Source organism: Burkholderia sp. 22088 (genome assembly GCF_052045915.1).
In the GTDB taxonomy this organism is placed as follows: Bacteria; Pseudomonadota; Gammaproteobacteria; order Burkholderiales; family Burkholderiaceae; genus Burkholderia; species Burkholderia cepacia.
In genome coordinates this window covers 226,428-251,667 of sequence record NZ_JBQEPY010000014.1, presented here as the reverse complement: position 1 = coordinate 251,667, position 25,240 = coordinate 226,428, and the positions used below count along the sequence as shown (strand labels likewise).

The 25,240-nt window shown below is 61.0% G+C and carries 26 protein-coding genes; 14 read left to right on the top strand and 12 right to left on the bottom strand.

Going from position 1 to position 25,240, the window contains the following annotated elements:
- The first annotated feature begins 265 nt into the window (after positions 1-265).
- The 6 genes from ACTJLD_RS26440 to ACTJLD_RS26415 all read left to right on the top strand — a co-directional run bounded on the left by ACTJLD_RS26440 (position 266) and on the right by ACTJLD_RS26415 (position 6,817).
- Complete coding sequence (locus ACTJLD_RS26440) at positions 266-820, top strand: GNAT family N-acetyltransferase (protein WP_151062519.1); 555 nt, start codon at positions 266-268, stop codon at positions 818-820.
- A gap of 120 nt (positions 821-940) precedes the next feature.
- The gene (locus ACTJLD_RS26435) at positions 941-1,825 is read left to right on the top strand and encodes an ABC transporter substrate-binding protein (RefSeq protein ID WP_151062704.1); all 885 of its coding nucleotides are present in this window, start codon (positions 941-943) and stop codon (positions 1,823-1,825) included.
- A gap of 48 nt (positions 1,826-1,873) precedes the next feature.
- Positions 1,874-2,932, top strand: a complete 1,059-nt coding sequence (locus tag ACTJLD_RS26430; RefSeq protein ID WP_151062520.1) for an LLM class flavin-dependent oxidoreductase — start codon at positions 1,874-1,876, stop codon at positions 2,930-2,932.
- A 7-nt stretch (positions 2,933-2,939) separates the two neighbouring features.
- Positions 2,940-4,298, top strand: coding sequence for an LLM class flavin-dependent oxidoreductase (locus tag ACTJLD_RS26425; RefSeq protein ID WP_151062521.1), 1,359 nt, complete (start codon positions 2,940-2,942; stop codon positions 4,296-4,298).
- Positions 4,299-4,357: 59 nt separating this feature from the next.
- Positions 4,358-6,142, top strand: coding sequence for an amino acid ABC transporter permease/ATP-binding protein (locus ACTJLD_RS26420; RefSeq protein ID WP_175883530.1), 1,785 nt, complete (start codon positions 4,358-4,360; stop codon positions 6,140-6,142).
- A gap of 81 nt (positions 6,143-6,223) precedes the next feature.
- The gene (locus tag ACTJLD_RS26415) at positions 6,224-6,817 is read left to right on the top strand and encodes a TetR/AcrR family transcriptional regulator (RefSeq protein WP_151062523.1); all 594 of its coding nucleotides are present in this window, start codon (positions 6,224-6,226) and stop codon (positions 6,815-6,817) included.
- 23 nt (positions 6,818-6,840) lie between these two features.
- Here ACTJLD_RS26415 and ACTJLD_RS26410 read toward each other — a convergent pair whose 3' ends face one another.
- From ACTJLD_RS26410 to ACTJLD_RS26375, 8 genes are all read right to left on the bottom strand, one after another.
- The gene (locus ACTJLD_RS26410) at positions 6,841-7,272 is read right to left on the bottom strand and encodes an acetyl-CoA carboxylase biotin carboxyl carrier protein subunit (RefSeq protein ID WP_151062524.1); all 432 of its coding nucleotides are present in this window, start codon (positions 7,270-7,272) and stop codon (positions 6,841-6,843) included.
- Positions 7,269-8,633 (bottom strand): acetyl-CoA carboxylase biotin carboxylase subunit, encoded by a 1,365-nt coding sequence (gene accC / locus ACTJLD_RS26405; RefSeq protein ID WP_151062525.1) that lies wholly within the window; start codon positions 8,631-8,633, stop codon positions 7,269-7,271. The genes ACTJLD_RS26410 and accC overlap by 4 nt, the downstream gene beginning before the upstream one ends.
- A 7-nt stretch (positions 8,634-8,640) precedes the next feature.
- Positions 8,641-9,093, bottom strand: a complete 453-nt coding sequence (locus ACTJLD_RS26400) for an acetyl-CoA carboxylase biotin carboxyl carrier protein (protein WP_175883529.1) — start codon at positions 9,091-9,093, stop codon at positions 8,641-8,643.
- Between the two features lie 7 nt (positions 9,094-9,100).
- Positions 9,101-9,874, bottom strand: coding sequence for a LamB/YcsF family protein (locus ACTJLD_RS26395; RefSeq protein WP_151062527.1), 774 nt, complete (start codon positions 9,872-9,874; stop codon positions 9,101-9,103).
- A 43-nt stretch (positions 9,875-9,917) separates the two neighbouring features.
- Positions 9,918-10,895 (bottom strand): biotin-dependent carboxyltransferase family protein, encoded by a 978-nt coding sequence (locus tag ACTJLD_RS26390; RefSeq protein ID WP_200076937.1) that lies wholly within the window; start codon positions 10,893-10,895, stop codon positions 9,918-9,920.
- A complete protein-coding gene (pxpB, locus tag ACTJLD_RS26385; protein WP_235349549.1) occupies positions 10,895-11,611 on the bottom strand; it encodes a 5-oxoprolinase subunit PxpB in 717 nt (238 codons plus the stop codon). Before pxpB ends, ACTJLD_RS26390 begins: the two co-directional genes overlap by 1 nt.
- 59 nt (positions 11,612-11,670) lie before the next feature.
- On the bottom strand, positions 11,671-12,930 hold the full coding sequence (locus ACTJLD_RS26380; protein ID WP_233629366.1) for an MFS transporter: 1,260 nt from the start codon (positions 12,928-12,930) through the stop codon (positions 11,671-11,673).
- 68 nt (positions 12,931-12,998) lie between these two features.
- Positions 12,999-13,646, bottom strand: coding sequence for a DUF4286 family protein (locus ACTJLD_RS26375; protein WP_151062531.1), 648 nt, complete (start codon positions 13,644-13,646; stop codon positions 12,999-13,001).
- A 397-nt stretch (positions 13,647-14,043) separates the two neighbouring features.
- On the opposite strand from ACTJLD_RS26375, the gene ACTJLD_RS26370 reads away from it, so the two are divergent.
- The gene (locus tag ACTJLD_RS26370; protein ID WP_151062532.1) at positions 14,044-14,952 is read left to right on the top strand and encodes a LysR family transcriptional regulator; all 909 of its coding nucleotides are present in this window, start codon (positions 14,044-14,046) and stop codon (positions 14,950-14,952) included.
- 115 nt (positions 14,953-15,067) lie between these two features.
- Here the strand turns inward: ACTJLD_RS26370 and ACTJLD_RS26365 are convergent, their stop codons facing one another.
- Positions 15,068-15,982 carry a LysR substrate-binding domain-containing protein gene (locus ACTJLD_RS26365; protein WP_151062533.1) on the bottom strand — a complete coding sequence of 305 codons (915 nt, stop codon included), beginning with the start codon at positions 15,980-15,982 and terminating at the stop codon, positions 15,068-15,070.
- A 191-nt stretch (positions 15,983-16,173) separates the two neighbouring features.
- Here ACTJLD_RS26365 and ACTJLD_RS26360 point away from each other — a divergent pair, with 191 nt between their 5' ends.
- The 7 genes from ACTJLD_RS26360 (at position 16,174) to ACTJLD_RS26330 (ending at position 23,254) form a co-directional block, all read left to right on the top strand.
- Positions 16,174-16,833, top strand: a complete 660-nt coding sequence (locus ACTJLD_RS26360; RefSeq protein WP_151062534.1) for an RraA family protein — start codon at positions 16,174-16,176, stop codon at positions 16,831-16,833.
- Between the two features lie 27 nt (positions 16,834-16,860).
- Positions 16,861-17,541, top strand: coding sequence for an RraA family protein (locus ACTJLD_RS26355; protein WP_151062535.1), 681 nt, complete (start codon positions 16,861-16,863; stop codon positions 17,539-17,541).
- 3 nt (positions 17,542-17,544) lie between these two features.
- Complete coding sequence (locus tag ACTJLD_RS26350; protein WP_151062536.1) at positions 17,545-18,189, top strand: RraA family protein; 645 nt, start codon at positions 17,545-17,547, stop codon at positions 18,187-18,189.
- Positions 18,186-19,403, top strand: a complete 1,218-nt coding sequence (locus ACTJLD_RS26345; RefSeq protein WP_151062537.1) for a pyridoxal phosphate-dependent aminotransferase — start codon at positions 18,186-18,188, stop codon at positions 19,401-19,403. Before ACTJLD_RS26350 ends, ACTJLD_RS26345 begins: the two co-directional genes overlap by 4 nt.
- Before the next feature lie 78 nt (positions 19,404-19,481).
- Positions 19,482-20,288 carry an alpha/beta fold hydrolase gene (locus tag ACTJLD_RS26340; RefSeq protein WP_151062538.1) on the top strand — a complete coding sequence of 269 codons (807 nt, stop codon included), beginning with the start codon at positions 19,482-19,484 and terminating at the stop codon, positions 20,286-20,288.
- A 53-nt stretch (positions 20,289-20,341) separates the two neighbouring features.
- The gene (gene ansP / locus ACTJLD_RS26335) at positions 20,342-21,844 is read left to right on the top strand and encodes an L-asparagine permease (RefSeq protein ID WP_151062705.1); all 1,503 of its coding nucleotides are present in this window, start codon (positions 20,342-20,344) and stop codon (positions 21,842-21,844) included.
- Between the two features lie 264 nt (positions 21,845-22,108).
- Entirely contained in the window at positions 22,109-23,254 is a 1,146-nt protein-coding gene (locus ACTJLD_RS26330; RefSeq protein ID WP_151062539.1) for a branched-chain amino acid ABC transporter substrate-binding protein, read from the top strand.
- A 205-nt stretch (positions 23,255-23,459) separates the two neighbouring features.
- On the opposite strand, the gene ACTJLD_RS26325 is transcribed toward ACTJLD_RS26330, so the two are convergent.
- The 3 genes from ACTJLD_RS26325 to ACTJLD_RS26315 form a co-directional block, all read right to left on the bottom strand.
- Positions 23,460-23,846 (bottom strand): hypothetical protein, encoded by a 387-nt coding sequence (locus tag ACTJLD_RS26325; RefSeq protein WP_233629361.1) that lies wholly within the window; start codon positions 23,844-23,846, stop codon positions 23,460-23,462.
- The gene (locus ACTJLD_RS26320; protein ID WP_233629362.1) at positions 23,807-24,091 is read right to left on the bottom strand and encodes a hypothetical protein; all 285 of its coding nucleotides are present in this window, start codon (positions 24,089-24,091) and stop codon (positions 23,807-23,809) included. The genes ACTJLD_RS26325 and ACTJLD_RS26320 overlap by 40 nt, the downstream gene beginning before the upstream one ends.
- A gap of 111 nt (positions 24,092-24,202) precedes the next feature.
- Positions 24,203-25,204 (bottom strand): LysR family transcriptional regulator, encoded by a 1,002-nt coding sequence (locus ACTJLD_RS26315; protein ID WP_151062540.1) that lies wholly within the window; start codon positions 25,202-25,204, stop codon positions 24,203-24,205.
- Positions 25,205-25,240 lie beyond the last annotated feature (36 nt).

The window sequence follows — 25,240 nt, the reverse complement described above, 5'->3', positions numbered from 1 at the left end:
ACGTCCCAGGGCATGTTGAGTTGAGCTAGAGACAACGACGATAACCTTTGCAGAATTGCTTTGTTAGAAATTTGGCAATGGAAACGTATAGTTGGCCATCAGAGCCTACGTGAGTGTTTCATAGGCACGCGCTAGTTTCGCTCCCGAAGAATAAAGACAGACCGGTCTTTCTTCTTGTTTGGCATCGCATGATGGCAGCGATACCCCGCATGCGGGAGCGGATTGATTTGAATCGCTGTTTTCAGCATTGAAAGACCGAGAAGTCATGTCCGATTTCATCATTGTCGACACCACGCCTGCCGATCATCGTGCACGGCCGTTGATTGAAGCATTGATCGACGAGTATTCGACTCGTTATGCGCCGTACCGGGTAGATAGTCGGGGCGAGGCCGAGCACGAACTGGCGCGTTATCCGGCCGAACTATTTTTACCACCCGACGGCGCGTTCATTCTTGTCATCCGCGATGGGGAAACCGTTGGGGGCGGCGCTTTCAAGCGGTACGATGCGCAGACGGTCGAACTGAAGCGGGTATGGACACACCCTGAGTGGCGCCGACAAGGGCTGGCGCGGACGATCGTCGCAGCGCTCGAGCAGCGGGCAAAGGAGCAAGGGTATCGTCGCGCGTATCTGACAACGGGTGTCAGGCAACCGGAAGCGTGGGCGCTTTATGTCGATACCGGTTACACACCGTTCTTCGACGTTTCCAACGTACCTGAAATCGATGTCAGTCTCCCGTTTGGCAAGGATCTCCTCGATCCCCAGCGGACTGATTCGCTTTCCGATCTGACCGCACGGGGGTTCCAGAAAGCGACGCGCTGATACACGTTCTTTTACTCACCATCAAAAAAATGTGCTGAACAGAGCATTAAAAATTAAGGAATACATATGACAAAAAAGAAATGGATCGCCGGTATCGTGGCGAGAACATCGATTTTCGCGATGATTTGTGTTAGTGCCGCTGCAACGGCAGCAACGTTCGATCTCAGTCCGGAGCAGAACGGCCGGCCTCGAGCCCCAGTAGACCCGGTTGCCCTGCGTGCGTTGCCCGCTACAGCTAAGTTTGCGCAACCGGACACGTTGACGGTAGCGATCGGTGCGTACTTGCCCCCTCTGAGCACATACGCTACCGATGCGCGTACCGTGGTCGGATTCGATCCCGATCTAGCACAGCTTGTAGCAGACAGTCTCGGACGCAAGTTGAAGATTGTCCCGGTCGCATGGGCGGACTGGCCGCTGGCCCTCGAATCGGGGAAGGTAGATATCGTACTGTACAACGTGACAGTCACCGAGGAACGGAAGGAGAAATTCGACTTTTCGACGTACAGGAGGGATCAGCTCGGATTCTATGTGAAGTCGAACAGCAAGATCCCTGCGATTCGTGAGCCGAAGGACGTTGCGGGCTTGCGAGTCATCACGGACGCCGGCACAAATCAGGAGAAGATCCTGCTCGACTGGGATCGTCAAAATGTTACGCACGGCCTGAAGCCGATCTCGATCCAGTACTACGACGATTATGCGACTGCCGGGGTAGCGCTGAGGGCAGGGAGAGCCGACGCAATCTTCAGCGTGAATGCACAACTGGCCTACCAGGCTGCGCTTCGGGGAGATATCCGTCTAGTAGGTACCGTCAACGGCGGCTGGCCGCGCACGGCCGATATTGCAATAGCGTCTCGCAAGGGAAGCCGGCTGGCTGAGCCCCTGACCCTGGTGCTAAACGATTTGATCAAGGATGGCAAGTACCGTCAGGTCCTGGACCGATGGAGCCTTGCATCCGAAGCCATTGACACGGCACAGACAAATCCTCCCGGACTCCCTAAGCAATGATCGGTTTTGTGCTTGGTGACCAGTTGAACTGAACTTCAGTCACGTCTTATGACATATTCACTTTCCCTGCTGGACAAGAGCCCAATCGCCGACGGTGCGACCGCCGCCGACGCGCTGCGCTTCACGACGACCCTCGCGCAGCGTGCCGAACAGCTCGGCTACGCGCGCTTCTGGGTCGCCGAGCATCACGGCGCGCCGGGCTTCGCGAGCTCCGCGCCGGAGGTCGTCGTCGCGCACCTGCTCGCGAATACGTCGCGCATTCGCGTCGGCTCGGGCGGCGTGATGCTGCAGCACTACAGCCCGTTCAAGGTCGCCGAGACGTTCAAGCTGCTCGCCGCGCTCGCGCCGGGCCGCGTCGATCTCGGCATCGGCAAGGCGCCCGGCGGGCTGCCGCTGACCACGCGCGCGCTGCAGTGGTTTCACGACAAGGCGAAGAAACCCGACTTCGCGGGCCAGCTCGCCGAGCTCGACGCGTTCCTCGGCTGGGGCGTCGCCGAAGATCACCCGCTCGCCGGCGCGGTCGCGATGCCGGTGCCGCCGCACGCGCCCGAACGCATCCTGCTCGGCGGCTCGCCCGATAGCGGCGCGCTCGCCGCCCGCAACGGCTGGCGCTTCTGCTACGCGGGGCACTTCAACGGCGACGATGCGAATCTCGAACGCTCGCTGGCCGCGTACCGCGACGCAGGCGGCACGCGCCCGCTCGTCGCGCTGTACGCCGTCGCCGCACCGACCCGCGACGAGGCCGAGCAACTGATCGGGCCGCTGAAGATATTCAAGCTGCAATTCGCCGGCGGCCCGAGCTTCAACCTGGCGAGCGCGCAGGCCGCCGCCGAATTCGCGCGGCAAAGCGGCGCATCCGACTACCGGATCGACGAGTTGCGCCCGGCCGTGCTGGCCGACACGCCCGAGCGCGTGCACCGCGCGCTCGACGCGCTGAGCCGGCGGCTCGACGTCGACGCGTTCGTGATCGACTCGCCGGTGACCGATTATGCGGCGCGGCTCGCGTCGGCCGAATGGCTCGGCGGCGCGCAGTCGATCACGCCGCTGCAGGCGGCCCTCGCGGCCGACCATTCGGACCATTCCCTTTCCCCCGACCAGAACACGTGACGCGCCCATGACCACCCGACGATCGATTCCCTTCGGCCTGATGCTGCAAGGCGCAGGCAGCCACATGAACGCGTGGCGACACCCGAGCAACCCGCCGGACGCGAGCATCAACCTCGACTTCGCGATCGGCATCGCGCGCAAGGCGGAAGCCGCCGGCATCGCGTTCGCGTTCGTCGCGGACGGCCTCTACATCAATGAGAAGTCGATCCCGCACTTCCTGAACCGCTTCGAGCCGCTGACCGTGCTGTCGGCGCTCGCGGTCGCGACGAGCAAGATCGGGCTCGCGGGCACGATCTCGACGTCGTACAGCGAGCCGTTCACGGTCGCGCGCCAGCTCGCGTCGCTCGACGCGATCAGCGGCGGGCGCGCGGGCTGGAACGTCGTGACGACGCCGCTCGAAGGCACCGCGAAGAATTTCGGCAAGGCGCATCCCGAGCACGCGTTGCGCTACGAGATCGCCGACGAATACCTCGACGTCGTGCAGGGGCTGTGGGACAGCTGGGACGACGACGCGTTCGTGCGCGATCGCGCGACCGGGCGCTTCTTCGATCGCGACAAGCTCCACACGCTCGACCATCACGGCCGCTTCTTCCAGGTCGCGGGCCCGCTGAACATCCAGCGCTCGCCGCAGGGGCAGCCGGTGATCTTCCAGGCCGGCTCGTCCGACACGGGCATCGGGCTCGCGGGCAAGTATGCGGATGCCGTGTTCACGCATTCGCCGTCGCTCGACGAAACGGCCGCGTTCACGCGGCGCGTGAAGCAGAGCGCGGTCGAGCACGGGCGGCAGCCCGGCGACGTGAAGATCTTCCCCGGCGTCGGCCCGATCGTCGGCCGCACGGCCGCCGAGGCGGAAGACAAATATCAGGCGATCCGCGACCTGCTGACGATCGACGAGGCGCTCGCGTATCTCGGCCGCTATTTCGATCACCACGATTTCACGCAGTACGCGCTCGATGCGCCGTTCCCCGAACTCGGCGACCTCGGCCGCAACAGCTTTCGCTCGACCACCGACCGGATCAAGGCCGACGCGAAGCGCAAGCAGCTCACGTTGCGCGAGACGGCGCTCGCCGTCGCGACGCCGCGCCCGAACTTCATCGGCACGGCCGAGCATGTCGCCGACGAGCTGATCCGCTGGCACGACGCGGGCGCCGGCGACGGCTTCATCCTCGGCTTTCCAGTGCAGGCGCAGGGCGTCGACGACTTCGTCGACCTCGTGATTCCGGTACTCGAGGCACGCGGCCGCTACAGCCGCGACCTGCCGGGCAGCACGCTGCGCGACCACCTCGGCCTGCCGCGCAAGGCGAGCCGCCATGCGGCGCCCGGCGCGGTGCAGAAACAGGACGACGCGGCCGAAGCGCACGCGTGACGCCGACGCGCCGCTACGCGCGGCGCGTCCGACCGACCCGATCGAGGACCTTCACCGACATGAGCGACACGACCCATCTCGGCGGCGCACTGCCGCCGCTTCCTTCGTCCCGCGTCCGCGACGCCGGCACGCGCCTGCGCATCGTGCCGGCCCGCCACCGCTCGCGCACGGCCGGCACCGTGCTCGCGCTCGTGCTGATCGCGCTCGCGCTGCATTCGATCCTCGGCAACCCGCAATGGGGCTGGCCGGTATTCGCCGAATGGTTTCTGTCGCCGCCGGTGCTGTCCGGGCTCGCGCGCACGCTGGTGCTGACGCTGCTCGGCGCGGTATTCGGCTTCGCGCTCGGCGCGTTCGTCGCGCTGGCGCGGCTGTCGCGTTCGCGTCTGCTCGCCGCGAGCGCGTGGACCTTCGTGTGGCTGTTCCGGTCGATTCCGCTGATCGTGCTGCTGCTGATCCTCAACAATATCGGCTACCTGTACGAACACGTGCGGCTCGGCGTGCCGTTCACCGACATCGTGTGGTTCGACACGCCGACCACCGACCTGATCAGCCCGTTCCTCGCGGCCGTGCTCGGCCTCACGCTGAACCACGCGGCGTTTTCCGCCGAGGTGATCCGCGGCGGCATTCTCGCGGTCGACCAGGGGCAGCTCGAAGCCGCCGCGGCGCTCGGCCTGCCGCGCGGCCGCCAGACCACGCGGATCGTGCTGCCGCAGGCGATGCGCGCCATCCTGCCGACCGCGTTCAACGATCTCATCTCGCTCGCGAAAGGCACCTCGATGGTGTACGTGCTCGCGATGCCCGAGCTGTTCTATACGGTGCAGGTGATCTATCGCCGCAATCTCGAAGTGATTCCGCTGCTGATGGTCGCGACCGTCTGGTACCTGATCATCCTGACCGTGCTGTCGGCGATCCAGGTTCAGGTCGAGCGCCACTACGCGCGCGGCGCGCTGCGCAACCCGCCGCCGTCGGCGCTGACGTTCGTGCTGGCGCGCATCGGTGCGCTGTGGCGGCGTGCCGCGGCACGCCACGCGACAGCCACCGCAACGGCCCGCGGCGACGACGCGACCGCTCCGCTACCGAGCGCCGGCGGCGAAGTCGCCGTGCACAACGTATCGAAGCAGTTCGGCATGCAGCGCGTGCTCGACAACGTGTCGTTCGTCGCCCCGCGCGGCAGCGTGACGGCGATCATCGGGCCGTCCGGTTCGGGCAAGTCGACGCTGCTGCGCACGATCAACCATCTCGAACGCGTCGACGACGGCTTCATCGATATCGACGGCGAGCTGATCGGCTATCGGCGCGACGGCGACGTGCTGCACGAGCTGAAGGAGCGCGACGTGCTGAAGCGGCGCAGGGCGGTCGGCATGGTGTTCCAGAACTTCAACCTGTTTCCGCACTTGACCGTGCTCGAGAACCTGGTGGAAGCGCCCGTCGCCGTCGCGGGCATCACGCGCGAGGCCGCCGAGCGCACCGCTCGCACGCTGCTCGCGCGCGTCGGCCTCGCGGACAAAGCCGATGCCTACCCGCGCCAGCTGTCCGGCGGCCAGCAGCAGCGCGTCGCGATCGCGCGGGCGCTCGCGTTGCGCCCGAAGGTGCTGCTGTTCGACGAGCCGACGTCGGCGCTCGATCCCGAACTGGTCAACGAAGTGCTCGACGTGATCAAGGAGCTCGCGCGCTCTGGCACCACGCTCGTGATCGTCACGCACGAGATCGGCTTTGCACGCGAAGTCGCGGACAACGTGCTGTTCATGGAGCGCGGCCGCATCGTCGAGTCGGGCCCGCCCGCCGTCGTGCTCGACGCGCCGGCCCATCCGCGCACGCGCGCGTTTCTGTCGCGAGTGTTGTAGGCGACGCAAACGGTGGATTCATCAACCGCCCGCTATATTCAACTTTGGCCGAAGTACAATTGCCGCTCACGATCTCTGTCTATGCATTCGATGAACGCGTCTTCCAGCATACGTGACCATATCCTCGCTGTAGCGAGCGGACTATTTTACGAGCACGGGATCCGGTCTGTAGGAGTCGATTGGGTGATCAAGGATGCTGAAGTTGCGAAGGCGACGCTTTATCGTCACTTCCCCAACAAGGAGGAACTTGTTCTGGCCTATCTCGAAGGGAGGAGGGCCGCGGCGTTATCGGCGATCCGCGACACGATCGCAGCGGCTGGAGACGACCCCGTTAGGCGTGCAGTTAGTATTTTCGACAGATTGGCTATCGTGGCGCGGCACGGATTTCGTGGTTGCGCTTTTTTGCGCGCGCAGGCGGAACATCTCGAGTCCGGACCAATTCATGCGGTCGTCAAGTCCCACAAGGACGCCATCAAGGGAGTATTCGAGGAGGCCATTGCCGATTTTCCCGTCACGAGAACTCAGCGGCGCGAACTGGCGGCTATCCTTGCACTGATCTACGACGGCGCTTTGGCGGTCGTGATGGTCCAGCAAGATATCGCCGCGATCGAGTTCGCGCGGCGCGCGGCGCTCGCGGTGTTGTGCGCAGATCATGGCACTACCGCCCGATCCTGAAGATCGGGCGACTCATCATCCCCTTATTTCACGGCAATTCGCTCGATCTCGATCAATGCCGCCCCGAAGCCCACTCTGTCGCCGTCCGCGACGGCTATCTTGCCCAGACGGCCGCGAAACGGTGCGACAACTGGGAACAGCATGGAATCGACTTCGATGTAGGCGATATGCTGCCCCTCGTTCACAACGGTGTCTGCACCGGCCACTGGCTGATCACGGAACGGATGGACGCGGGCAAAATGTCCGCTGCACGGTGCACGAACATAGCTAAACGAAGGATCACCGTCTCCTGACATATGAGTGCCCCAAGACCCGCGATCCTCGTTCGCAATCGGACTTGTGTGACAATCGAATTCCAGCCGGATAGTTTGATTTCCAATGGTATAAACGCATTCCGCGACTCCCGCATGCTGCAGTGTCGCAATCAGTCGCTCAATGCGCTGAAGGTCCATCATCGTACCGCTCCCTGTAATGTGCCGTTTGCGAGGACGCGCTCGAGATGATGGATATCGAATCCGCCTTCTGAGAACGATCGCTCCTTCATCAGCGCCTGATGAAGCGGGATCGACGTGTCGACTCCACCGATCACGATCTCGTCCAGTGCGACGCGCATCCGTGCGATGGCCTCGTCACGCGTACGTCCGTGGGCGAGCAGCTTCGCTATCAGGGAATCGTAGTGCGGCGGGATTTCGTATCCGGGATACAAATGCGATTCAACGCGGATACCGGGGCCGCCGGGCGCGAGCCACGAGTCGACGCGTCCGGGCGACGGTGCGAACGTCCAAGGATGTTCGGCCGTCACACGACATTCGATCGCATGACCGCGCGGTTGAATGTCTTCTTGTGAGAAAGATAGAGGCAGGCCCATTGCGATTCGGATCTGTTCAGTTACGATGTCGACGCCAGTCACCATTTCCGTGACTGGGTGTTCGACTTGCACGCGCGTATTCATTTCGATGAAGTAGAACGCGCCATCTTCGTAGAGAAACTCGAAGGTGCCTGCACCGTGATAGCCGATGCGCAAACATGCCTGCGTGCACAGGGTGCCGATGCGTGCGATGTCGTCTCGGGAAACGCCCGGCGCTGGCGATTCTTCGATCACTTTCTGATGACGCCGTTGCATCGAACAATCTCGTTCGCCGAGCCAGATCACGTGGCCGTGCATATCGGCGATTACCTGAATTTCGATATGACGCGGATGTTCTAGAAATCGCTCGAGGTAGACCTCGGAGTTTCCGAAGGCTGCTGCAGCTTCCTCTCGCGTCGTCGACACGGCTAGCAGCAGCTCAGCGGGCTCGCGGACCACGCGCATTCCTCTGCCGCCGCCACCGCCGGCCGCCTTGATGATCAACGGATAGCCGACAGCGTCCGCCATCTCAATGATGAGTCGCTCATCCGTCGGTAATGCGCCCGGGGAGCCAAGTACGCATGGCACGCCGGCCGCTTGCATCTCGCGCTTCGCACTGACCTTGTCGCCCATCATGCGAATGGCTGTCGAGCTCGGCCCAATGAAGGTCAGTCCGGCCCGCTCGACCGCTGCGGAAAAATCGGCGTTTTCGGACAGGAAACCGTAGCCCGGGTGGATTGCATTCGCGTTCGTCAATTGCGCGGCGATGAGAATCTCGCTAGCTCGAAGATAACTCCGGGACGACGGTGGTGGCCCGATGCATAGCGCGTCGTCGGCCAATTGAACATGGCGGAGATCCGCGTCGGCTTCGGAGTGGATCGCGACAGTCTTCAGGCCCAGGGCGCGGCACGCGCGCAGCACGCGTAATGCGATTTCGCCGCGGTTGGCGATCAGTACGGTATCGAACATTGGATCTCTATGCTGGGTCAATGACGAAAAGCGGGGTATCGCGTGCGACGGGTGCGCCGTCCGCGGCGAGGATTTCGACTAGCAGTCCGTCGCGGTCGGCTTCGATCGGATTCAGCAGTTTCATCGCCTCGACGAGTCCCAGCGTCATGCCTGCATGGACGCGATCACCAGGAGACACGAATGGATGTTGGTTCGGGGCCGAGGCGCGATAGAAGGTTCCGATCATGCCTGCGGCGATCGTATGCGGGTGTGAACCGACGGCGCCAGTCTGGGCGTTTGCATCGACAACCGTACTCGCGATGTTCTGAGCTGGCAGCGCTGCTGGTGTATTCGCGGCCGAATCGCAAACGCGCTGGCCGCGCACGAGCCTGATCCGCTGGTCACCATTCGTATAGTCAATCACGCTGACGGACGCGCGGTCAAACAGCGCAACAAAGTCGTCAATAATGTCCAGATTCATGCGCGCCTCAGCTAAATGCCTTGACGGAAATGCCCGCCTGTTCGAGCGTGTCGCGAACACGGGCGGCCATGTCAATTGCCCCAGGTGTGTCGCTGTGCACGCAGATCGTATCGATCGGTACCTTCAGCATCCGGCCGGATACTGTCTCGATCGCACCTGCCTGAATCATCCGTAGCATCCTCGCAGCAGCTTGGCCGGCATCATGCAGGACAGCGCCTGGCAATTTCCGCGGTAGTAGATGGCCCTCCTCGTCGTAGGCGCGATCGGCGAACACCTCGCTACGCACACGCAGCCCCATGTCGCGGCACACGCGCTCCATCACGGCACCGGAAAACGTCATGCAGATCAGCTCGGAATTGACAGACTTGATCGCACGTGCGATTGCCATTGCGACATCCTCGTCCGTTTGTGTCATGTTCCCCAGTGCTCCGTGTGCCTTTACGTAGGTGATCCGGTGACCGGCATATCGAGCCAGTGCGTCCGCGGCACCTATCTGATACGCAATCAGGCGCTCGATTTCACCGGTGCTGAATGGAATGACGCGACGGCCGAAACCCCATACGTCGGGAAAACCGGGGTGCGCACCAACGGCGACACCGCGCTCTTTGGCCATCGCAAACGTGCGTGCCATGATTTCCGGATCGCCGGCGTGCAGGCCACACGCGATATTGGCCGACGTCACAATATTCAGGATGGCGTCATCATCGCCCATTCGGTAGCGGCCAAATCCTTCGCCCATGTCGGAATTCAGGTCAACTTCAATGTGTTGTCTAGCGTTCATACTTCATGTCCTCTTCGGAAAGCTTCATTGACGAGCGTCGTTGTCAGTCTCGATCGGCCATCATTGAAAGATTGCCGCGGATGCGGGCATATTCATCGGCCTGTTCGCGCAATGCGTTAACGGCCGTTTCGACGTCCGTTACCTGGAAGCGGACCTGGCATCCCACCGGCGCCTGCGCGAGTTTCCAGAGATCGGCCTCGATGACGGTCGCAATCTTCGGGTATCCGCCACATGTATTGGCTTCCGCCATCTGAACGATCGGCTGTCCGGATGACGGAACCTGAACCGTGCCGGGGACGATCCCGTGCGACAGCAGTTCGACGTGCTCGGTCAGCGGGAGCATTGGGCCGCTGAGGCGATATCCCACTCGATTGGCTTCCGCCGTCACTTCATATTCGGATTGCCCGAACTCAGCGCGGGCCGATTCCGTGAAGCGGTCATATTCGGCGCCCCGCAAGAATCTGACGGTCACGCAGCCTTTTGATAGTTCCTGCATGAATGAAGCCAGGCGTTGCGGAACAATGCCAAGCCCGGATGCCTTGCTGACTGGAGGAGTGCGGCGGCTTCGCACCTTCAGCACGTCGCCGCGTTTCAGGCCTCGACCCTCCATCCCACCGAAACCGCCTTTGAGATCGGTAGCTTCGGATCCCAAAATTGGCTCGATATCGATTCCTCCGCCGATTGCGAGATACGCGCGCGCCCCTCTCCTGGGATGTTCAATCACGACAGTTTGCCCAGCCTTGGCCGAGCGGCGCCACCATGGCGCGAGTGTCAGATCATCGAGGCGAACGGTGCAGTCGGCCCCGGTCGTCGCGAAATCGGTATCCTGCTGAAAGCGCAGCCGGAACGGGAACATATTGACCTCGATACCGGCCGCGCCGGGATCGTTGCCGACCAAAGCGTTTGCGAGCGTGAGCGCCATGGTGTCCATCGCACCGCCACGGCTGATCCCACTCTCAAGGTGTCCGCGCCGACCGAGATCCTGAATAAGGTTCGCGGCACCATTCGACAGTACTTCCATCACAGTTCAATCCTCGCTACGCTGAATCGAACCCGGTCGCCCGGCGACAACAAGCAGACCGGGTCACGTTTGACGTTAAACATTTCGAGCGTGGTCGTACCTAGCAGATGCCATCCGGACGGCGCCGTGCATGGCATGACGCCGGCCTGCGCGCCGCCAACGATCACCGTGCCGGCCGGGACCTTGATCCGCGGAACCTTCCGTCTTGGCACCCTCAATTCCGGCGGCAATCCCGTCATGTAAGCGAAACCCGGCATGGAGCCGATGCTGGCCACGCTGTACTCCGCTTCAGCGTGACGCCGGATGTATTCGCGGACATCCATCAGCGCGCCCGCTGCCAGTTGACGCAAGTCCTCACCGGCATCACCACCATATACGACGGGAATCTCGATCTCCCGGCCGAGCTGAACGAGGGGTTCCGTCGTTTCCCAGAGTCGGACCATCAAATCGCCGGCCTCTCTGGGAGCAAGCGACAGCGGGTCGAAAACGAACAGGAGATTGTTGACGCCCAATACCAGCTCCTGCGATCGTTTCGCGTCCCCTAACGAGCGGATTCGCTGTGCGAGCGCAAAAAGTCGCTGCTGCAATATGGGATCGAAGGGACCGTTCGATGGATCGAACAGAATCGCGCCAGCCCCGGCTGCATGAACGCGAGGTTCAGCGGCAGACCGACGATCGGACGCCACGAGTTCAGCAGGAGAGGTCATTCGGTTCATTTCGTCGCTCAGCTTGCTCGTTCGGAGGAGTGGGCGGCATGTGCCGCGGTTCGCTTCGTTCATTCCTGGAGCGGGTCGCGGGCGGTTTCCCGGGCCGCATACAGGGCGGCGAGCGTGATGGCGAGGCCGGTGCCGACGTATAGCGCAATTGGCACGACAGACAGATACGCCTTGTATAGAGCGGCGAAGGCCAACGGCCCGAACGCACCACCTACGATGCCGCCGAGCGTTGCCGCGAGCGAAGCGCCGGCATACCGGACACGGGTCGGAAACTGTTCCGTCACGAATGAAGCCTGCGGCCCATACATCATTGCCTGGAAAAGCATGCCAATCACCACCGCGGCGCAGATGCTTGCAGGCTGACGCGAATCCATCAGCGCGAAGTATGCGAACGCCCATGCGATCGACAGCACGGCGCCCGAACCATATACAATGCGTCGGCCCAGCCGGTCGGACAAGCCACCGAAGATTGGGACACAAATTGCATGCAATACAGACCCGAGCATCGTCGCGGTGAGTGCGAGCGAGCGTGGCAGATGCAGAATGGTCGTGATGTAGGTAAGCGAGAAGACGATCAAAAGGCCGTAGACGAGATCGGAACCGATGCGCACGCTGCCGGCGATCAGCAATCGTCGCCAATGTCCGGCAACGACTTCCTTGATCGGAAGCTGTGCCTTTTGACTGTGGCGTTCCAGTTGCTTGAACATGGGCGTTTCATCTACACCGCGCCGCAACCACAGGCCGAACGCCACCAGAATGGCGCTTGAGAGAAACGGAATACGCCATCCCCAGTACTGGAAATCGTGAGTCGACAACAACGTCGAGCACATGGCAAGAAATCCCGCGCCGAGCAATGTGCCGCACGCCGGCCCGACCTGGGCAAACGACGCATTGAGTCCGCGGTGACGTTGATCGCCGTGTTCCATGGACAACAGAACGGCGCCCGCCCATTCGCCACCAATTGCCGCGCCTTGTAGGAACCTCAGGGCGACCAGCAAGATCGGACTCCAGATACCCCACACCTGATAAGTCGGCAACAATCCCATCGCTCCAGTTGCCGCGCCCATCATGACGAGTGTTGCAACAAGCACGAATCGCCGGCCGAGCTTGTCCCCCAGGTGACCGAATACGATGCCACCGAACGGGCGCGACAGATAGCCAACGGCATAAGTTGAGAAGGCGAGGATGGTGCCCGTCATCGGATCGAACGACGGAAAGAAGATCGTGTTGAACACCAGCGCGGCCATCAGGTTGTAGATGGTGAAATCGAACCATTCGAGCGTAGTGCCGATTGAACTCGCGGCGGCGAGACGGCCCATGCGCGGCTTGAGGATGGAACCCTCATGCGAGGCATGCTTGTCCTGCGCGAACGTCGTCGAGTTTTCCATTACGCACACTCCTTGGCATCGAGGTTCCATGCAAGGCAATACCTTGCGGTATCCGCCATCGAGCCGTTAAGCGCGTTGATGGCAGTTTGCAGTGCCGATTCGCTTGATGACGCGCTGCTGCTCTCGATGATCAGAATCGGTCGCATTTGGCGACAAGACATGTCCTCTAGCGGCAGAGGCCTGCTTAACTCGTCGTTCGGAAGAAGCAGGTATGAGCGGACGAAACCGGTGCGTTGCGACAGCGTGTGTCCGAGCTTGATACATTGTTCAATGAGTCGCTCGGCTTCGTCCGACATGCCCAGCTGCAAAATCGCCAGCCATCCGCCGGACCCTTTGCCGATTTCGGCGTGCAGGGTGCCGATCCGCCGCACTGGTGAGCGCATCTTCGACAGTACGTCGATGGACCATGGCGTCTGGTGACGAAACGCGTGCGCGTATGCAGGAGAGTCGAAGGCAGATACCGCACGCGCCCAGTACAGCGCCAGGTAGCGCCGGCCACCGCTAACGGCGACGTAACGCGACGCGGACAAAACGCCGTCCATCCTGACTCGATCCTCGAGGTGTTCGCTGTCATACCATCGATTGAAGTCCTCTTCGTCCTGCGCATCGACATCGGATGCGACGAACAGCAACCCGCGCGGCTCCATACTTGTCTCCTTGAGTTTCCGAATGGATTAGACCGGTTCATCGTCTCTACCCAATAAATGCTGGGCAACCGGGAATTTGTTGGTAAAACTGATAAGTTTTTCTTGTTGACGGGGCCCCCGGGTACGCCGGAACGGGCAGTAGCGGTGATTGCCGCATCTGGCGACGTGGCAGCTGGGGCGGGTTTTCCCCGGGCACGTGATACCGGCAATGTAGGCGATAACGGCAGAGGGGACGGATGGGTGTCCGGTACTTGATCGCCAGTGGGGCGTCGTATTCGTCTGCGGTTTCCGGGGATTTACACGGAAAAATTTTCGGGCGAAAGTCCGTCTGCTATATCCGCACCAAGCGCTTTCGCGCGGCGGCTTACTCGCATACGTTTGCCAGGATTCCTTCCCCATGAACACCCGCTTTTTGGAAAGTTTCCTCGTTGCCGTCGAGCTTGGCAGCTTTCGCTCAGCCGCCGAGCGCTTGCACGTCACTCAGGCGGCCATCTCGAATCGCATCGCGGCTCTCGAAGAAGAGATCGGTGCGCGCGTGTTCGATCGGGATTCACGTGAGATGCGCCTTACTCCGGTCGGCGTGCGGCTGATTCAGTATGGCGAGCGCATGCTTGAACTTCAAAGTGAAATCATGCAACTTGGGCGAACTGACCGGAAACTGCTCGGGAGCGTGCGTATCGGCGCGATCGATACCATTGTTCACACCTGGCTTATTGGATTTGTCGAGCATCTGCAGTCGACGTATCCCGGGATCGAGGTTCAGTTGAGCGCGGAATCGTCGGAGCGGCTCAATCGGAGTCTGCGCGATGGAGATGTGGACGTTGCGCTGCAGACTGATCAATTGATCGGGCAGGGGATGTACAGCAAGGCCTGTCTGCCGATGGCAATGGGATGGATCGGCAGGCCCGGCTCGGCGTCGGTCGGTATGGACGTCCATGAACTGCTCGCGCGACCGGTTGTCTCGATGAGCCGTGGATCGCAGCCCTATCTCGTACTCCGGGACGTCTTCAAACGCGCGGACGTGCCGATGGGAAAAGTCCATTGCGCCAACTCGATCGATGCCATCGTGAGGCTGGTCAAGAGCGGTTTCGGCAACGCGCTGATTCCGTTGCCGCCGGTGCGGGATCAGGTGGAGCGCGGGGAGGTCGAGATCATCCCCTTTGGATTGCCCCTGCGGCCTCAAGGGCTGGTCGTCAGCTACATGGAAAGCCGAGCATCCGATGCAATCCGCTTTGTCGCGGATCTCGCCTGTCAGGAGGCTGATCGCTTCACCCGTTCGTTACCCGTGCCGTTCTCGCAGGTTTGAACGTTGCAGTCGAGAGGACGTGGGAATCGGCCATGCCGCCTCCCGGTTTCCCAACGTGGCATCGGCTCGCAATACAGCGAACAGCATCGGGGCAGTTCACCGGCATGGTGACGGCTCAGAGGCGGCGGGCCGGCTGTTGTTTCAACAAAGCAACCACTGCGTCCACCATTGGGTGGTAGCGGTTCGAGTTCCATACCAGTGCCGCCGTTATCACCATCACCCTTTCTTTCAAAGGTCTCACGACGACGTTTCCGGGTACCAGCTTGCGCATTGACGACGGCACCAGGGCAACACCTTGTCCGCAACCGACGTACGCGACCTGTGACGTAATCGATCGGACCTCGTGCATGACGCGAGGTGCCAGCCCATGGGATCGGCAAACGGACATCAGCAAGTCGAAATAGTCCGGCGCGACCTGTCGCGACGAAACGACCATTTGCTCACCCGCCAAGGATCGCAATCGTACTCTCGGCAACGACGCAAGCGCGTGATCCTTGGGAAGCGCGACGGCCAGGCGATCTTCGGCAAGCGGCATCGTAAGGATGCCGTTTCCGACCTCTCTGTCGACGCGCACGAATGCGAGATCCAGCTCTCCCGCTTCGAGCGCGGGAATTGCGTCGACGCTGTCAATTTCCTTCACGAAAACCGTCAGATCCGGATGAGCCCGCTTGAGCTCGTCCAGCAGGGGCGGGACAGTTTCGAGCATCGCGGACGTAATGGCTCCCACGTGCAGGACCCCGGACCGTCCCGATGCGACCTCACGGACGACGCGCTCTAGCCGTTCGACCTGACTCGTGAATTGTTGTACGGCAGGCAGGATCGCGGCGCCGGCGGGGCTGAGTTGCGTGCCCTGGCGGGAGCGATAAAAAAGCTGAAGCCCTAGCGATTGCTCGAGGATCTTTATCTGAGCCGTCAATGGCGGCTGAGATACGTTCAAGCGCTTCGCCGCTCGTCCAAAGTGCTGTTCTTCGGCAACGGCCAGAAACATCCACAGCTGGCGAATTAGCCTGAAGTCGATCGTATTGCTCATGCGGGTTTTCTCCGTCCTGAATGTTCGGCGATAGAAAAATTCGCAGGAAGGTGCACATTTTCCGCTCGCCTGACCCCAAAACACAGGTTTTCGCTGATTCGAAAATGGTATCAGCCAGATACGAAATTAGAAATTTACAGATCAACGTGGCAACGCGACGATTGTGCCACCTGTCAACGAACGCAACCGCGATGAACCTCACCTCGATCCTCGACCGCCTCGCCGCGCTCGACACCAACACCGTTTCCGATGCGCTCGATTTTCTCGATCTCCCGGGCGCGACTTACGGCCTTCGCCCTTTGTGGGACTGCCCGAAGATCGTTGGCCGCGCGAGCACGATTCAGCTTGGTCCCAAAGCGGATGCCAAGCCCACCGTGCATTTGATCTCGCCTGTCATCGATGCGGTAACCACGAACGACCGCGTGCTGGTGATTGCGGGCGGTGCTGACGGAATTTCGTGCTGGGGCGACATTCTCGCCAATGCCGCCACGGCAAAGCAAATCCGCGGATCCGTCATCGACGGCCTGAGCCGCGACATCGAGGGCAGCGAGTCGATCGGCTATCCGGTCTACGGTCGCGGCGTGACGATGATCAGCGCGCGCAATCGCGTGATCCAGGTTGACTCCGGCAAAGCAGTCCAGATGGGGGGCGTCACCGTGCACGAGGGGGACTACGTCATTGCCGATCGCTGCGGCACGGTGTTCGTGCCGGCAGCGCGTATCGAGGAGGTGCTGGATCTCGGCGAGCGCATTGCGCGTCGGCAGGATGGCATGGTCGCAGCCGTGCGCGCCGGCAGGTCCGTTGCCGAGGTCATGCATGACAAGGAATTCGAGGCCATCGCGGCCCGCTGATTCGACACCATTGGGGAGCTTTTTTGTATGACGAATCCGAACAGAGCGAGCGAGGAAGATCGGGAATTGGTCTCGTTGTTCGCCGGGCTGGACACCCCCGGTGTCTCCGACGCCATGGACAAGCTGGGCTTGCACGGGCAGTCGCTGGGCATCATGCCGCTGGCGAACTATACGAAGGTGGTCGTAGGGCCGGCATTTACCGTCAAGTACGTGCCGGCCAGCGATCCGCCCGGCACCGTCGGGGACTTCATTGATGAGGTCGCGGAGGGAGACGTGGTCGTCATCGACAACGACGGTCGCACCGATTGCACGGTCTGGGGCGACATCATGACCCAGTACGCAGGGCTGCGTGAGATCGCCGGCACCGTGATCGACGGTGTCTGTCGCGACGTGAACACGGCGCTGGCCGACAACTATCCGCTGTTTACGGCTGGTCGCTTCATGCGGACAGGCAAGGACCGCGTGCAGGTCGAATCGGTGAATACCACGGTGGGGATTGGAACCGTCCGCGTGGCGGCGCGGGACATTGTGGTGGCAGATGCGAACGGTGTCGTCGTCGTGCCGCGCGGCCGCGCCCGTGAAGTAGCCGAAATTGCCCGCACGATCGAGGAAGTCGAGTCGCGGATCCGCGAGCTGATCGCGGAAGGCAAGTCCCTCGGCGACGCACGCGCCGCACTCGGCTATCACAAACTTCAAACCAAGGGTTGAGTCATGATCAACGCCCGTTCGTACGACCCGCTTCTGCTGGCGCAAGCGTGCACGCTTGGTACATCGACGCTGCACGAAGCGTCCGGTCTTGCTACTAGCTCGGTCGATCCCGCGATTCGCACAGTATGGCAGGGGGCCTCGATTGCCGGGCCTGCGTATCCGCTGGAATGTTCCCCGGGCGACAACCTGTCTATCCACATTGCGATGGAACAGGTGCCGAGGGGGAGTGTGCTCGTCGTATCGACCGGTGGCTTCTTGTCGGGCTACTGGGGCGAAGTGCTGACCGTGGCGGCCGAGGCTGCCGGTGTCGTCGGTCTGGTCATCGACGGAGGTGTGCGGGACATCGCGGCCCTGATCAACCGGCGGTTTCCCGTGTTCACCCGCGGTATCTGCATGCGCGGCACGATCAAGGCCAGTGCACCGTCGGTTGGGCAGCCGATCAGCTTTGCCGGCACGCCGGTGGCGCCTGGGGATCTGGTCATTGCTGACGATGACGGTGTCCTCGTGATCCCGGCGGCACACGTCGGAGAGACGCTGGCTCAGGGGCAGATCCGTGCCGAGAAGGAAGCAAAGATGATGGACGCGTTGCGTGAAGGGCGCAGCACGCTGGAGCTGATGGGGCTCACCAGCTGGAGGGCCGCGCAATGACCGTACCAGCAGAAGTTCTGAATCGCTTCCTGGCCGAAGCCCGTCCGTCGGCCACGTATAAGGTGATGGATCGCGTGGCCGCACGGCGCGCCAGTGGTGCGGCGGTGATCTCGCTGAGCGCCGGCGAGCCGGATTTCGATACTCCGGAACACATTCGCGAAGCTGGCATCGCGGCGATCCGGGCAGGTCATACGCGCTACACGCAGGTCGCGGGGCTGCGCGCGCTGCGTGAGGCTATCGCCGCGAAGTTCGAGCGCGAGAACGGTCTGAACGTCGACTGGCGCGACACGCTCGTGTGCAATGGTGGCAAGCAAGTGATCTTCAATGCATTGGCCGCCACGCTTAACGAGGGCGACGAGGTTGTGGTGCCGGCGCCGTATTGGGTCAGCTACCCTGAAATCGTACAGCTCTGCGGCGCGATGTCTGTGATCGTTCCATGCGGGGCAGAAAGCGGTTTCAAACTTACGGCCGACGCGTTGCAAGCGGCGATCACGCCGCGCACGCGCTGGCTGATTCTGAATTCGCCGTCGAACCCGACAGGTGCGGTCTACAGCCGCGCGGAACTGCAGGCGTTGGCGGAGGTGCTGCTCGCGCACCCGAGGGTGCTGGTGCTCTCAGATGACATTTACGAGCATTTGATCTTCGACGGCATCGAGTTTTTTACGCTCGCCCAAGTCGAGCCGCGTCTACGCGACCGCGTGCTGACGATGAACGGCGTATCCAAAGCGTATGCGATGACGGGCTGGCGTATCGGCTTCGGCACGGGTCCCGGCTGGTTGATCGAAGCGATGGAGAAGCTGCAAGGGCAGCAGACGTCGGGTGCATCGACTATTTCGCAGCATGCCGCGGTCGCCGCATTGACGGGACCGCAAGACTTCATCCAACACTCGCGCATCGCATTCCAGCGCCGGCGTGAACTGGTCATTGAACAGCTCGCCCAAGCGCCGGGTCTGCGTTGCGCGGTACCACAGGGCGCGTTCTACGTGTTTGCGTCATGTGAAGGCCTGATCGGCAAGACGACGCGTGCGGGGGTACATCTCGACAGCGACGAGGCGGTGGTCAACGCGCTGCTCGACGAGGCCGGTGTCGCCACCGTGCATGGCAGCGCGTTCGGTCTTGGGCCTTACATTCGCATCGCATACGCCCTCGACGACAAGTCCCTGGCGCGCGCTTGCGCGGCCATTCAGGATTTCTGCACGACGCTTGCGGATTGAACGTAGTCGCGTGCGCGGGCTCGTTACCTTCGGTGAATCGAGGCCGCGCCGCGGCGATATTAGTGCAAGGTGATTTAGATGACTCGTGAATTTACCCGGTCGCAGTTCCGGTTTAACGTCGACGGCACGGCGCTGGACGTTTCGGCCATTCATCGTGACGGCGAAAAAGCGCCGATCGTGTTCCTGCACGGCTTCGGTTCCACGAAAGAGGACTACGCAGATATCGTGCGTCATGCCGCATTTGACGGGCATCCGTTTATTGCATATGACGCACCGGGGTGCGGCGAGACCCGTTGTGCCGATCTGTCGCAGATCAATATCCCGTTTCTTGTGAAGACTGCCAGAGCTGTTCTGGACCATATCGGTTTCGATCGCTTTCATCTGATCGGGCATTCGATGGGCGGTTTGACCTCATTGATGTTCGCACACCAGCAGCCCGAGCGTGTTCTAAGCTTTGTCGATATTGAAGGAAACATCGCTCCGGAAGACTGCTTTCTCAGCCGACAGATCGTCGACCATGCACGGGACGACGCCCAACGGTTTTTTGACGACTTCATTGAACGCACGCTGCATGCGCCTGCTTATGCAAGCGCCCTATATTCGGCGAGTCTGCGCCACAAGGTTCGCGCCGAAGCCGTCGGCGGTATTTTTCGATCGATGGTCGATCTGTCGGATAACGGCGATCTTATGACGAAGTTCCTCGGTCTGCCGATGCCTCGGATGTTTATGTATGGCGAGCAGAATGCATCCCTTTCCTATCTGAAGCACATCCAGGAGAACGGGGTTGAACTGGCCGAAATACCAGATTGCGGACATTTTCCGATGTATTCCAATCCGGTGTTGATGTGGGAGGCGATTGCAGCGTTTCAAAAGCGATCAAGCTGACATGGCGGCTTGAAGAAAAGACGTCGGACCAGAGGCTGACGGCGGAGACAATGATGAATTCAAAGAGAAAAGAAGGTGTAGTAGTTGGGCAAGGGGAGGGAGCCAGCCGCAAAGCTTGGCTCGAGTCTCACGAGTCCGGATATCACCAGACCCTGGGTAATCGACAGGTGCAGATGATTGCGATCGGTGGAGCGATCGGCACCGGCCTTTTTCTGGGTGCGGGCGCGCGCCTGCAAGCGGCTGGCCCCTCGCTGGCGATCGTTTATCTTGTGTGCGGCGGATTTTCGTTTCTCATTCTTCGCGCCCTCGGCGAGCTGGTGATGCATCGGCCAAGCAGCGGCAGCTTCGTATCGTACGCACGCGAATTCCTGGGTGAGAAGGCATCATTCGTCGCTGGCTGGATGTACTTTCTGAACTGGGCGATGACAGGCATTGTCGACATCACCGCGGTCGCGCTGTACATGCACTACTGGGGTGCGTTCGCAGCTGTTCCGCAGTGGGCGTTCGCGTTGATTGCGCTATTCATCGTCGCGGCGATGAACTTGATTGGCGTGAAATGGTTTGCCGAGATGGAGTTCTGGTTCGCCTTGGTCAAGGTTGCGGCGATCGTGATTTTCTTGATCGTCGGGACCGCGATCCTCGGCGGCGGGGGGGAGGTAGCGGGCAGCGCGACGGGTATGCATCTGATTGCTGATAACGGCGGCCTTTTCCCGCACGGAATGATGCCGGCGTTGGTGTTAGTGCAGGGAGTTGTATTTGCATTTGCTGGTGTCGAGCTGGTGGGAACTGCTGCAGGCGAGTGCAAGGATGCACGAAGCGTGCTGCCGCGTGCAATCAACAGTGTGATTTGGCGGATAGCGCTGTTCTATGTTGCGTCGATTGTATTGCTCGTATGCCTTCTGCCTTGGAGCGCGTACAAGGCAGGACAGAGCCCGTTCGTTACTTTCTTCAGCGCGCTCGGCATTTCCGGCGTGGGTTCAGTGATGAATATCGTTGTGCTGTCGGCCGCACTGTCGAGCCTCAACTCCGGGTTGTATTCGACCGGCCGTGTGTTGCGCTCGCTGTCAATGGGCGGGTCCGCGCCGAAATTTCTAGCGCGAATGAGCACGCAATCGGTGCCATATGCCGGGATTCTCGTAACGGTCGCAATATATCTCGTCGGTGTCATGCTGAACTATCTAGTGCCGACCAGCGTGTTCGAGATAGTTCTCAACGTTGCATCGATCGGCATCATCAGCACGTGGGGATTCATCGTTGTATGCCAGATGAGGTTCCGCGCAGCAGTCGCGCGCGGCGATGCGGAGGATGTTCCGTTCAAGATGCCGGGGGCGCCCGTCACGTCATGGCTCACATTGCTGTTCCTGGTCGGTGTGCTCGTACTGATGGCGTTCGATTATCCGGGGGGCACGTGGACCGTCGCGTCTATTCCGGTTCTTGCATTGCTTCTCGTCGTTGGTTGGATGTGGATGAGCAGGCGTACGCACCGAGGCGTACTGACGCACTCAATGTCGTCGGCCGTGCTTACGGAGAACGGGCTGGAGAGCGAAAAATACTGAAAGACGTGCGCGATACCGGTCGCGTTTGCGAGTCAGTATCGTCAAAAAATAGAACAATTCCAAAGCTGTTCTAGAAGATTACCGCCGTGTTTCAAGTGTACTGACTCATCCTGAGAGCGCAGCGGTTGTATGGTGCAGCCGCGTTATTTTAACTGTATGTAAGTCGACAAATCTCGATCGACCGTTCACTCGCGCTTGGCAATGAGACGGTGTTCGGTACAGTCAGAGATGACTTTACCTTGGAGACTAATGGTGGAGACCACGATGAATTTCACGACGAAAAAGCACGCGCTCCTCGCGGCCGCTGCGATGTTCTGCGCGACGATTGCAACACAGGCTGAGGCCGATCAAATTGTCAAAATCGGCCATGTCGCGCCGCTGACCGGCCAGATCGCCCACCTCGGGAAGGACAACGAGAACGGCGCGAGACTTGCTGTCGAGGAGATTAACAAGAAGGGGCTCGTTATTGGCGGTCAGAAGATTACGGTGATGCTCGATGCACAGGACGATGCGGCCGACCCGCGCCAGGCGACCCAGGTCGCTCAAAAGTTGGTCGATGACCACGTCGTCGCGGTAGTTGGGCATCTGAACTCGGGTACCTCGATTCCGGCATCAAAAATCTACAGCGATGCCGGCATCGTGCAGATATCGCCCTCGTCAACCAATCCGATCTTGACGCAGCAAGGCTTCAAGACGACGTACCGAATGGTCGCGACAGACGCGCAACAGGGGCCGGCGCTTGCCAACTACGCGGTGAAGAATCTGAAGGTCAAGTCGGTGGCCATCGTCGACGATGCGACCGCGTATGGCCAAGGGCTCGCGAACGAGTTCGAGAAGACTGCGAAGGCGCTCGGCGTAAAGGTCGTATCGCACGATGCGACGAACGACAAGGCGGTGGATTTCCGTGCGATTTTGACGAAGATCAAGGGTGAAAATCCGGACGTGATCATGTACGGCGGCATGGACGCGACGGGTGGTCCGTTCGCGAAGCAGTCGAAACAACTGGGGCTGCGCGCGAAAGTACTCGCCGGCGACGGTCTGTGCACCGAAAACCTGGCGGATCTGGCCGGCTCTGCAACCGACAACGTGATCTGCTCGCAAGCGGGGCTGGCACTCGAGAAAATGGCAGCGGGCAAGGAATTCCAGCAGAAATACGAAGCGCGCTTCCATCAGCCAATTCTGATCTACGCACCTTTCACCTATGACGCCGTGTACATCATTGTCGATGCGATGAAGCGCGCGAATTCGACCGATCCGGCGAAGATTCTGCGAGAAATGCCGAGGACAGATTACACCGGGGTGATCGGGGAAACGACGTTCGACTCGAAGGGCGACCTCAAGCACAGCGTGATTTCGCTTTACGACTATAAGGCAGGCAAGAAGATGCTGCTTGACGTTGTGAAGATGTAGTTTGGTGGGCGAGCTAGCGCGCTGAGACGGGTCGCCTCTAGGCGGCCTGTCATCAAGTACTTCGCTATTTCAACGGTCTAGCGTGGGATCGCTCAGTCATATGCACTCTGCCCGCTGCGCTTCAGCTGGCCGACGGGAACCTGTCTGTAGTGGTCTAATGAATCCGGACACTGATTTAGGCGAGAATGTCCGCCATGAAGAGGTGTCACCCATGGACGACCAGATTCGGATAGCCTTCCGCCTGCGTGGCGTACGGCTTGTCGTAATGGATGCGGTGTCCGTTGAAAGTCAGCGCGGAGTAACGGAACATCAACACTTCCGTCGGGACGATTTCCCTTTTCCACGAGGCGTTATCGGGCGCAGCGGTGGGTGCGGGCGCCGGTGCACCGCGAACGGCTGGCTCGCGATAGACGATGTCGTGTTCTTCGTCGATGGCGAGTTTGTGCGCGCGCCGGATCTGATAGCTGACGGTGACGAAGCTCAGTCTTCCGCTTCGGCCTTCCTTTTCGCTGACCTTCAGAACCTTCGACTCGCGGCTGATTTCGCTACCGACTATGAGCGAGACAGAAAACGCAAACGGCCGCCTGCCCACATGCGTCGTGGCAGCCCGAGATCAGGGAGGAAGCCGCCTTTTTGCGGATGCCCGTCTTCTGCAATGAGGTGCTGAGGCACGGTCGGCCTGAAAAAGATCCAGTGCCAGAGATGGGGGAGCGCTTCGCCGACTTGGGGAGGCGTCTCGTGGCCCAGTGTCGCGCTCAGGGCGGCTGCAGATGTCTGAGTGAGGATATCGCTGGCGTTTTCCCTACGCTCGCCGACTCCCGTGTCCTGGTCGTTCATGCGTGTCTCCGACGCGGCCTGGGCCGGCGGATTCGTTTTCGATACGGAGACTCTATGTGAACGTTCTGACGCGCGGAAATAACAGTTTCAAGTCGCGGTCATAAGTCAAACCTATTGCGGCTCGTCTTCCTTTTTTTGCGCATTTTCTTGGGGAGCGTAAGCCGGTCGAGCGGAAAGGCGTGCCTCGTCGGTTAGCAATTGTGCGGTCGTCCAGATACCGCGTCGCACCGCGTCCGAAATCTGCGCAACGAGCACATCGACGACACAGCGCACAGCCACGGGGATACGTCGATTTTGCGGCAATGCAAGCACGATCTTGCGCTGCAGACCGGCATCGACGAGGGGCGCCGCACGGAGCGCGCCCCGTGCGACATCATCCGGGATGGCAATGCCCGGCAGGATCGTGATGCCGACTCCGCCTAAGACGAGGCTTTTCTGGACGCTCATCGCGTTTGTCTCGGCCGCCACGTTCAACCCGATTCCTGCGCTGATGCACGCCTCCTGTACGAGCGTGCGGATGCCATGCGGCGCGTTAGGCAGGATCATTGGCAAGTGTGCGACCTGCGTGAGATGCACAGGAGAGCCCGAGCTGTACCCGGCATCCGGACGTGCGACGACCCACAGCTTCTCTTCGACGAGCGGCGTAACCTGGAGTATCGGAGACGGTTTGGGATCGTAGAGTAGTGCGGCATCCACCTCGCCGATTTCCAGCCAATTTTGCAGATGACCCGTGTACCCCATCGAAACCCGGATGCGTACGGCGGGAAATTGATATGCGACGGAAGTCACCAGTTCGCTTACAAGCAGGTCGCATGTGCTGGGCAACAGGCCGACCGTCACGGTGCCGCTCACGCCGCGCGAAGGCTGCATTTCGGATTTCGCGCGATCGAGTTCGGCCAGCGCGCGCCGCGGGTGTTCGACAAAGATTTCGCCAGCTTCCGTGAGATCCATGCCGTAGCGGCCGCGCGAAAAAAGCGGCGTGCCGATGTCCTCCTCGAGGAGTCGTAGTTGCCGGGAAACGGCCGGCTGCACGATGTGCAGCAATGCGGCCGCCCGCGTGACGCTTCCCGTCTCGGCGCCGGCGAGCAATGCTCGAAGCTGCTTGATATCCATGAAAACCCCGCCCAATACCAAAACCGTATAGAGGAA

Coding starts and splice junctions, on each gene's coding strand:
- ACTJLD_RS26315 (WP_151062540.1), bottom strand. CDS start 25,204: ATGGATATCAAGCAGCTTCGAGCATTGCTCGCCGGCGCCGAGACGGGA.
- ACTJLD_RS26420 (WP_175883530.1), top strand. CDS start 4,358: ATGAGCGACACGACCCATCTCGGCGGCGCACTGCCGCCGCTTCCTTCG.
- ACTJLD_RS26345 (WP_151062537.1), top strand. CDS start 18,186: ATGACCGTACCAGCAGAAGTTCTGAATCGCTTCCTGGCCGAAGCCCGT.
- pxpB (WP_235349549.1), bottom strand. CDS start 11,611: ATGAACCGAATGACCTCTCCTGCTGAACTCGTGGCGTCCGATCGTCGG.
- accC (WP_151062525.1), bottom strand. CDS start 8,633: ATGTTCGATACCGTACTGATCGCCAACCGCGGCGAAATCGCATTACGC.
- ACTJLD_RS26390 (WP_200076937.1), bottom strand. CDS start 10,895: ATGGAAGTACTGTCGAATGGTGCCGCGAACCTTATTCAGGATCTCGGT.
- ACTJLD_RS26430 (WP_151062520.1), top strand. CDS start 1,874: ATGACATATTCACTTTCCCTGCTGGACAAGAGCCCAATCGCCGACGGT.
- ACTJLD_RS26370 (WP_151062532.1), top strand. CDS start 14,044: ATGAACACCCGCTTTTTGGAAAGTTTCCTCGTTGCCGTCGAGCTTGGC.
- ACTJLD_RS26380 (WP_233629366.1), bottom strand. CDS start 12,930: ATGGGCCGTCTCGCCGCCGCGAGTTCAATCGGCACTACGCTCGAATGG.
- ACTJLD_RS26375 (WP_151062531.1), bottom strand. CDS start 13,646: ATGGAGCCGCGCGGGTTGCTGTTCGTCGCATCCGATGTCGATGCGCAG.
- ACTJLD_RS26425 (WP_151062521.1), top strand. CDS start 2,940: ATGACCACCCGACGATCGATTCCCTTCGGCCTGATGCTGCAAGGCGCA.
- ACTJLD_RS26400 (WP_175883529.1), bottom strand. CDS start 9,093: ATGAATCTGGACATTATTGACGACTTTGTTGCGCTGTTTGACCGCGCG.
- ACTJLD_RS26330 (WP_151062539.1), top strand. CDS start 22,109: ATGAATTTCACGACGAAAAAGCACGCGCTCCTCGCGGCCGCTGCGATG.
- ACTJLD_RS26350 (WP_151062536.1), top strand. CDS start 17,545: ATGATCAACGCCCGTTCGTACGACCCGCTTCTGCTGGCGCAAGCGTGC.
- ACTJLD_RS26440 (WP_151062519.1), top strand. CDS start 266: ATGTCCGATTTCATCATTGTCGACACCACGCCTGCCGATCATCGTGCA.
- ACTJLD_RS26395 (WP_151062527.1), bottom strand. CDS start 9,874: ATGAACGCTAGACAACACATTGAAGTTGACCTGAATTCCGACATGGGC.
- ACTJLD_RS26415 (WP_151062523.1), top strand. CDS start 6,224: ATGCATTCGATGAACGCGTCTTCCAGCATACGTGACCATATCCTCGCT.
- ACTJLD_RS26360 (WP_151062534.1), top strand. CDS start 16,174: ATGAACCTCACCTCGATCCTCGACCGCCTCGCCGCGCTCGACACCAAC.
- ACTJLD_RS26355 (WP_151062535.1), top strand. CDS start 16,861: ATGACGAATCCGAACAGAGCGAGCGAGGAAGATCGGGAATTGGTCTCG.
- ACTJLD_RS26410 (WP_151062524.1), bottom strand. CDS start 7,272: ATGATGGACCTTCAGCGCATTGAGCGACTGATTGCGACACTGCAGCAT.
- ACTJLD_RS26435 (WP_151062704.1), top strand. CDS start 941: ATGATTTGTGTTAGTGCCGCTGCAACGGCAGCAACGTTCGATCTCAGT.
- ACTJLD_RS26340 (WP_151062538.1), top strand. CDS start 19,482: ATGACTCGTGAATTTACCCGGTCGCAGTTCCGGTTTAACGTCGACGGC.
- ACTJLD_RS26320 (WP_233629362.1), bottom strand. CDS start 24,091: ATGAACGACCAGGACACGGGAGTCGGCGAGCGTAGGGAAAACGCCAGC.
- ansP (WP_151062705.1), top strand. CDS start 20,342: ATGAATTCAAAGAGAAAAGAAGGTGTAGTAGTTGGGCAAGGGGAGGGA.
- ACTJLD_RS26365 (WP_151062533.1), bottom strand. CDS start 15,982: ATGAGCAATACGATCGACTTCAGGCTAATTCGCCAGCTGTGGATGTTT.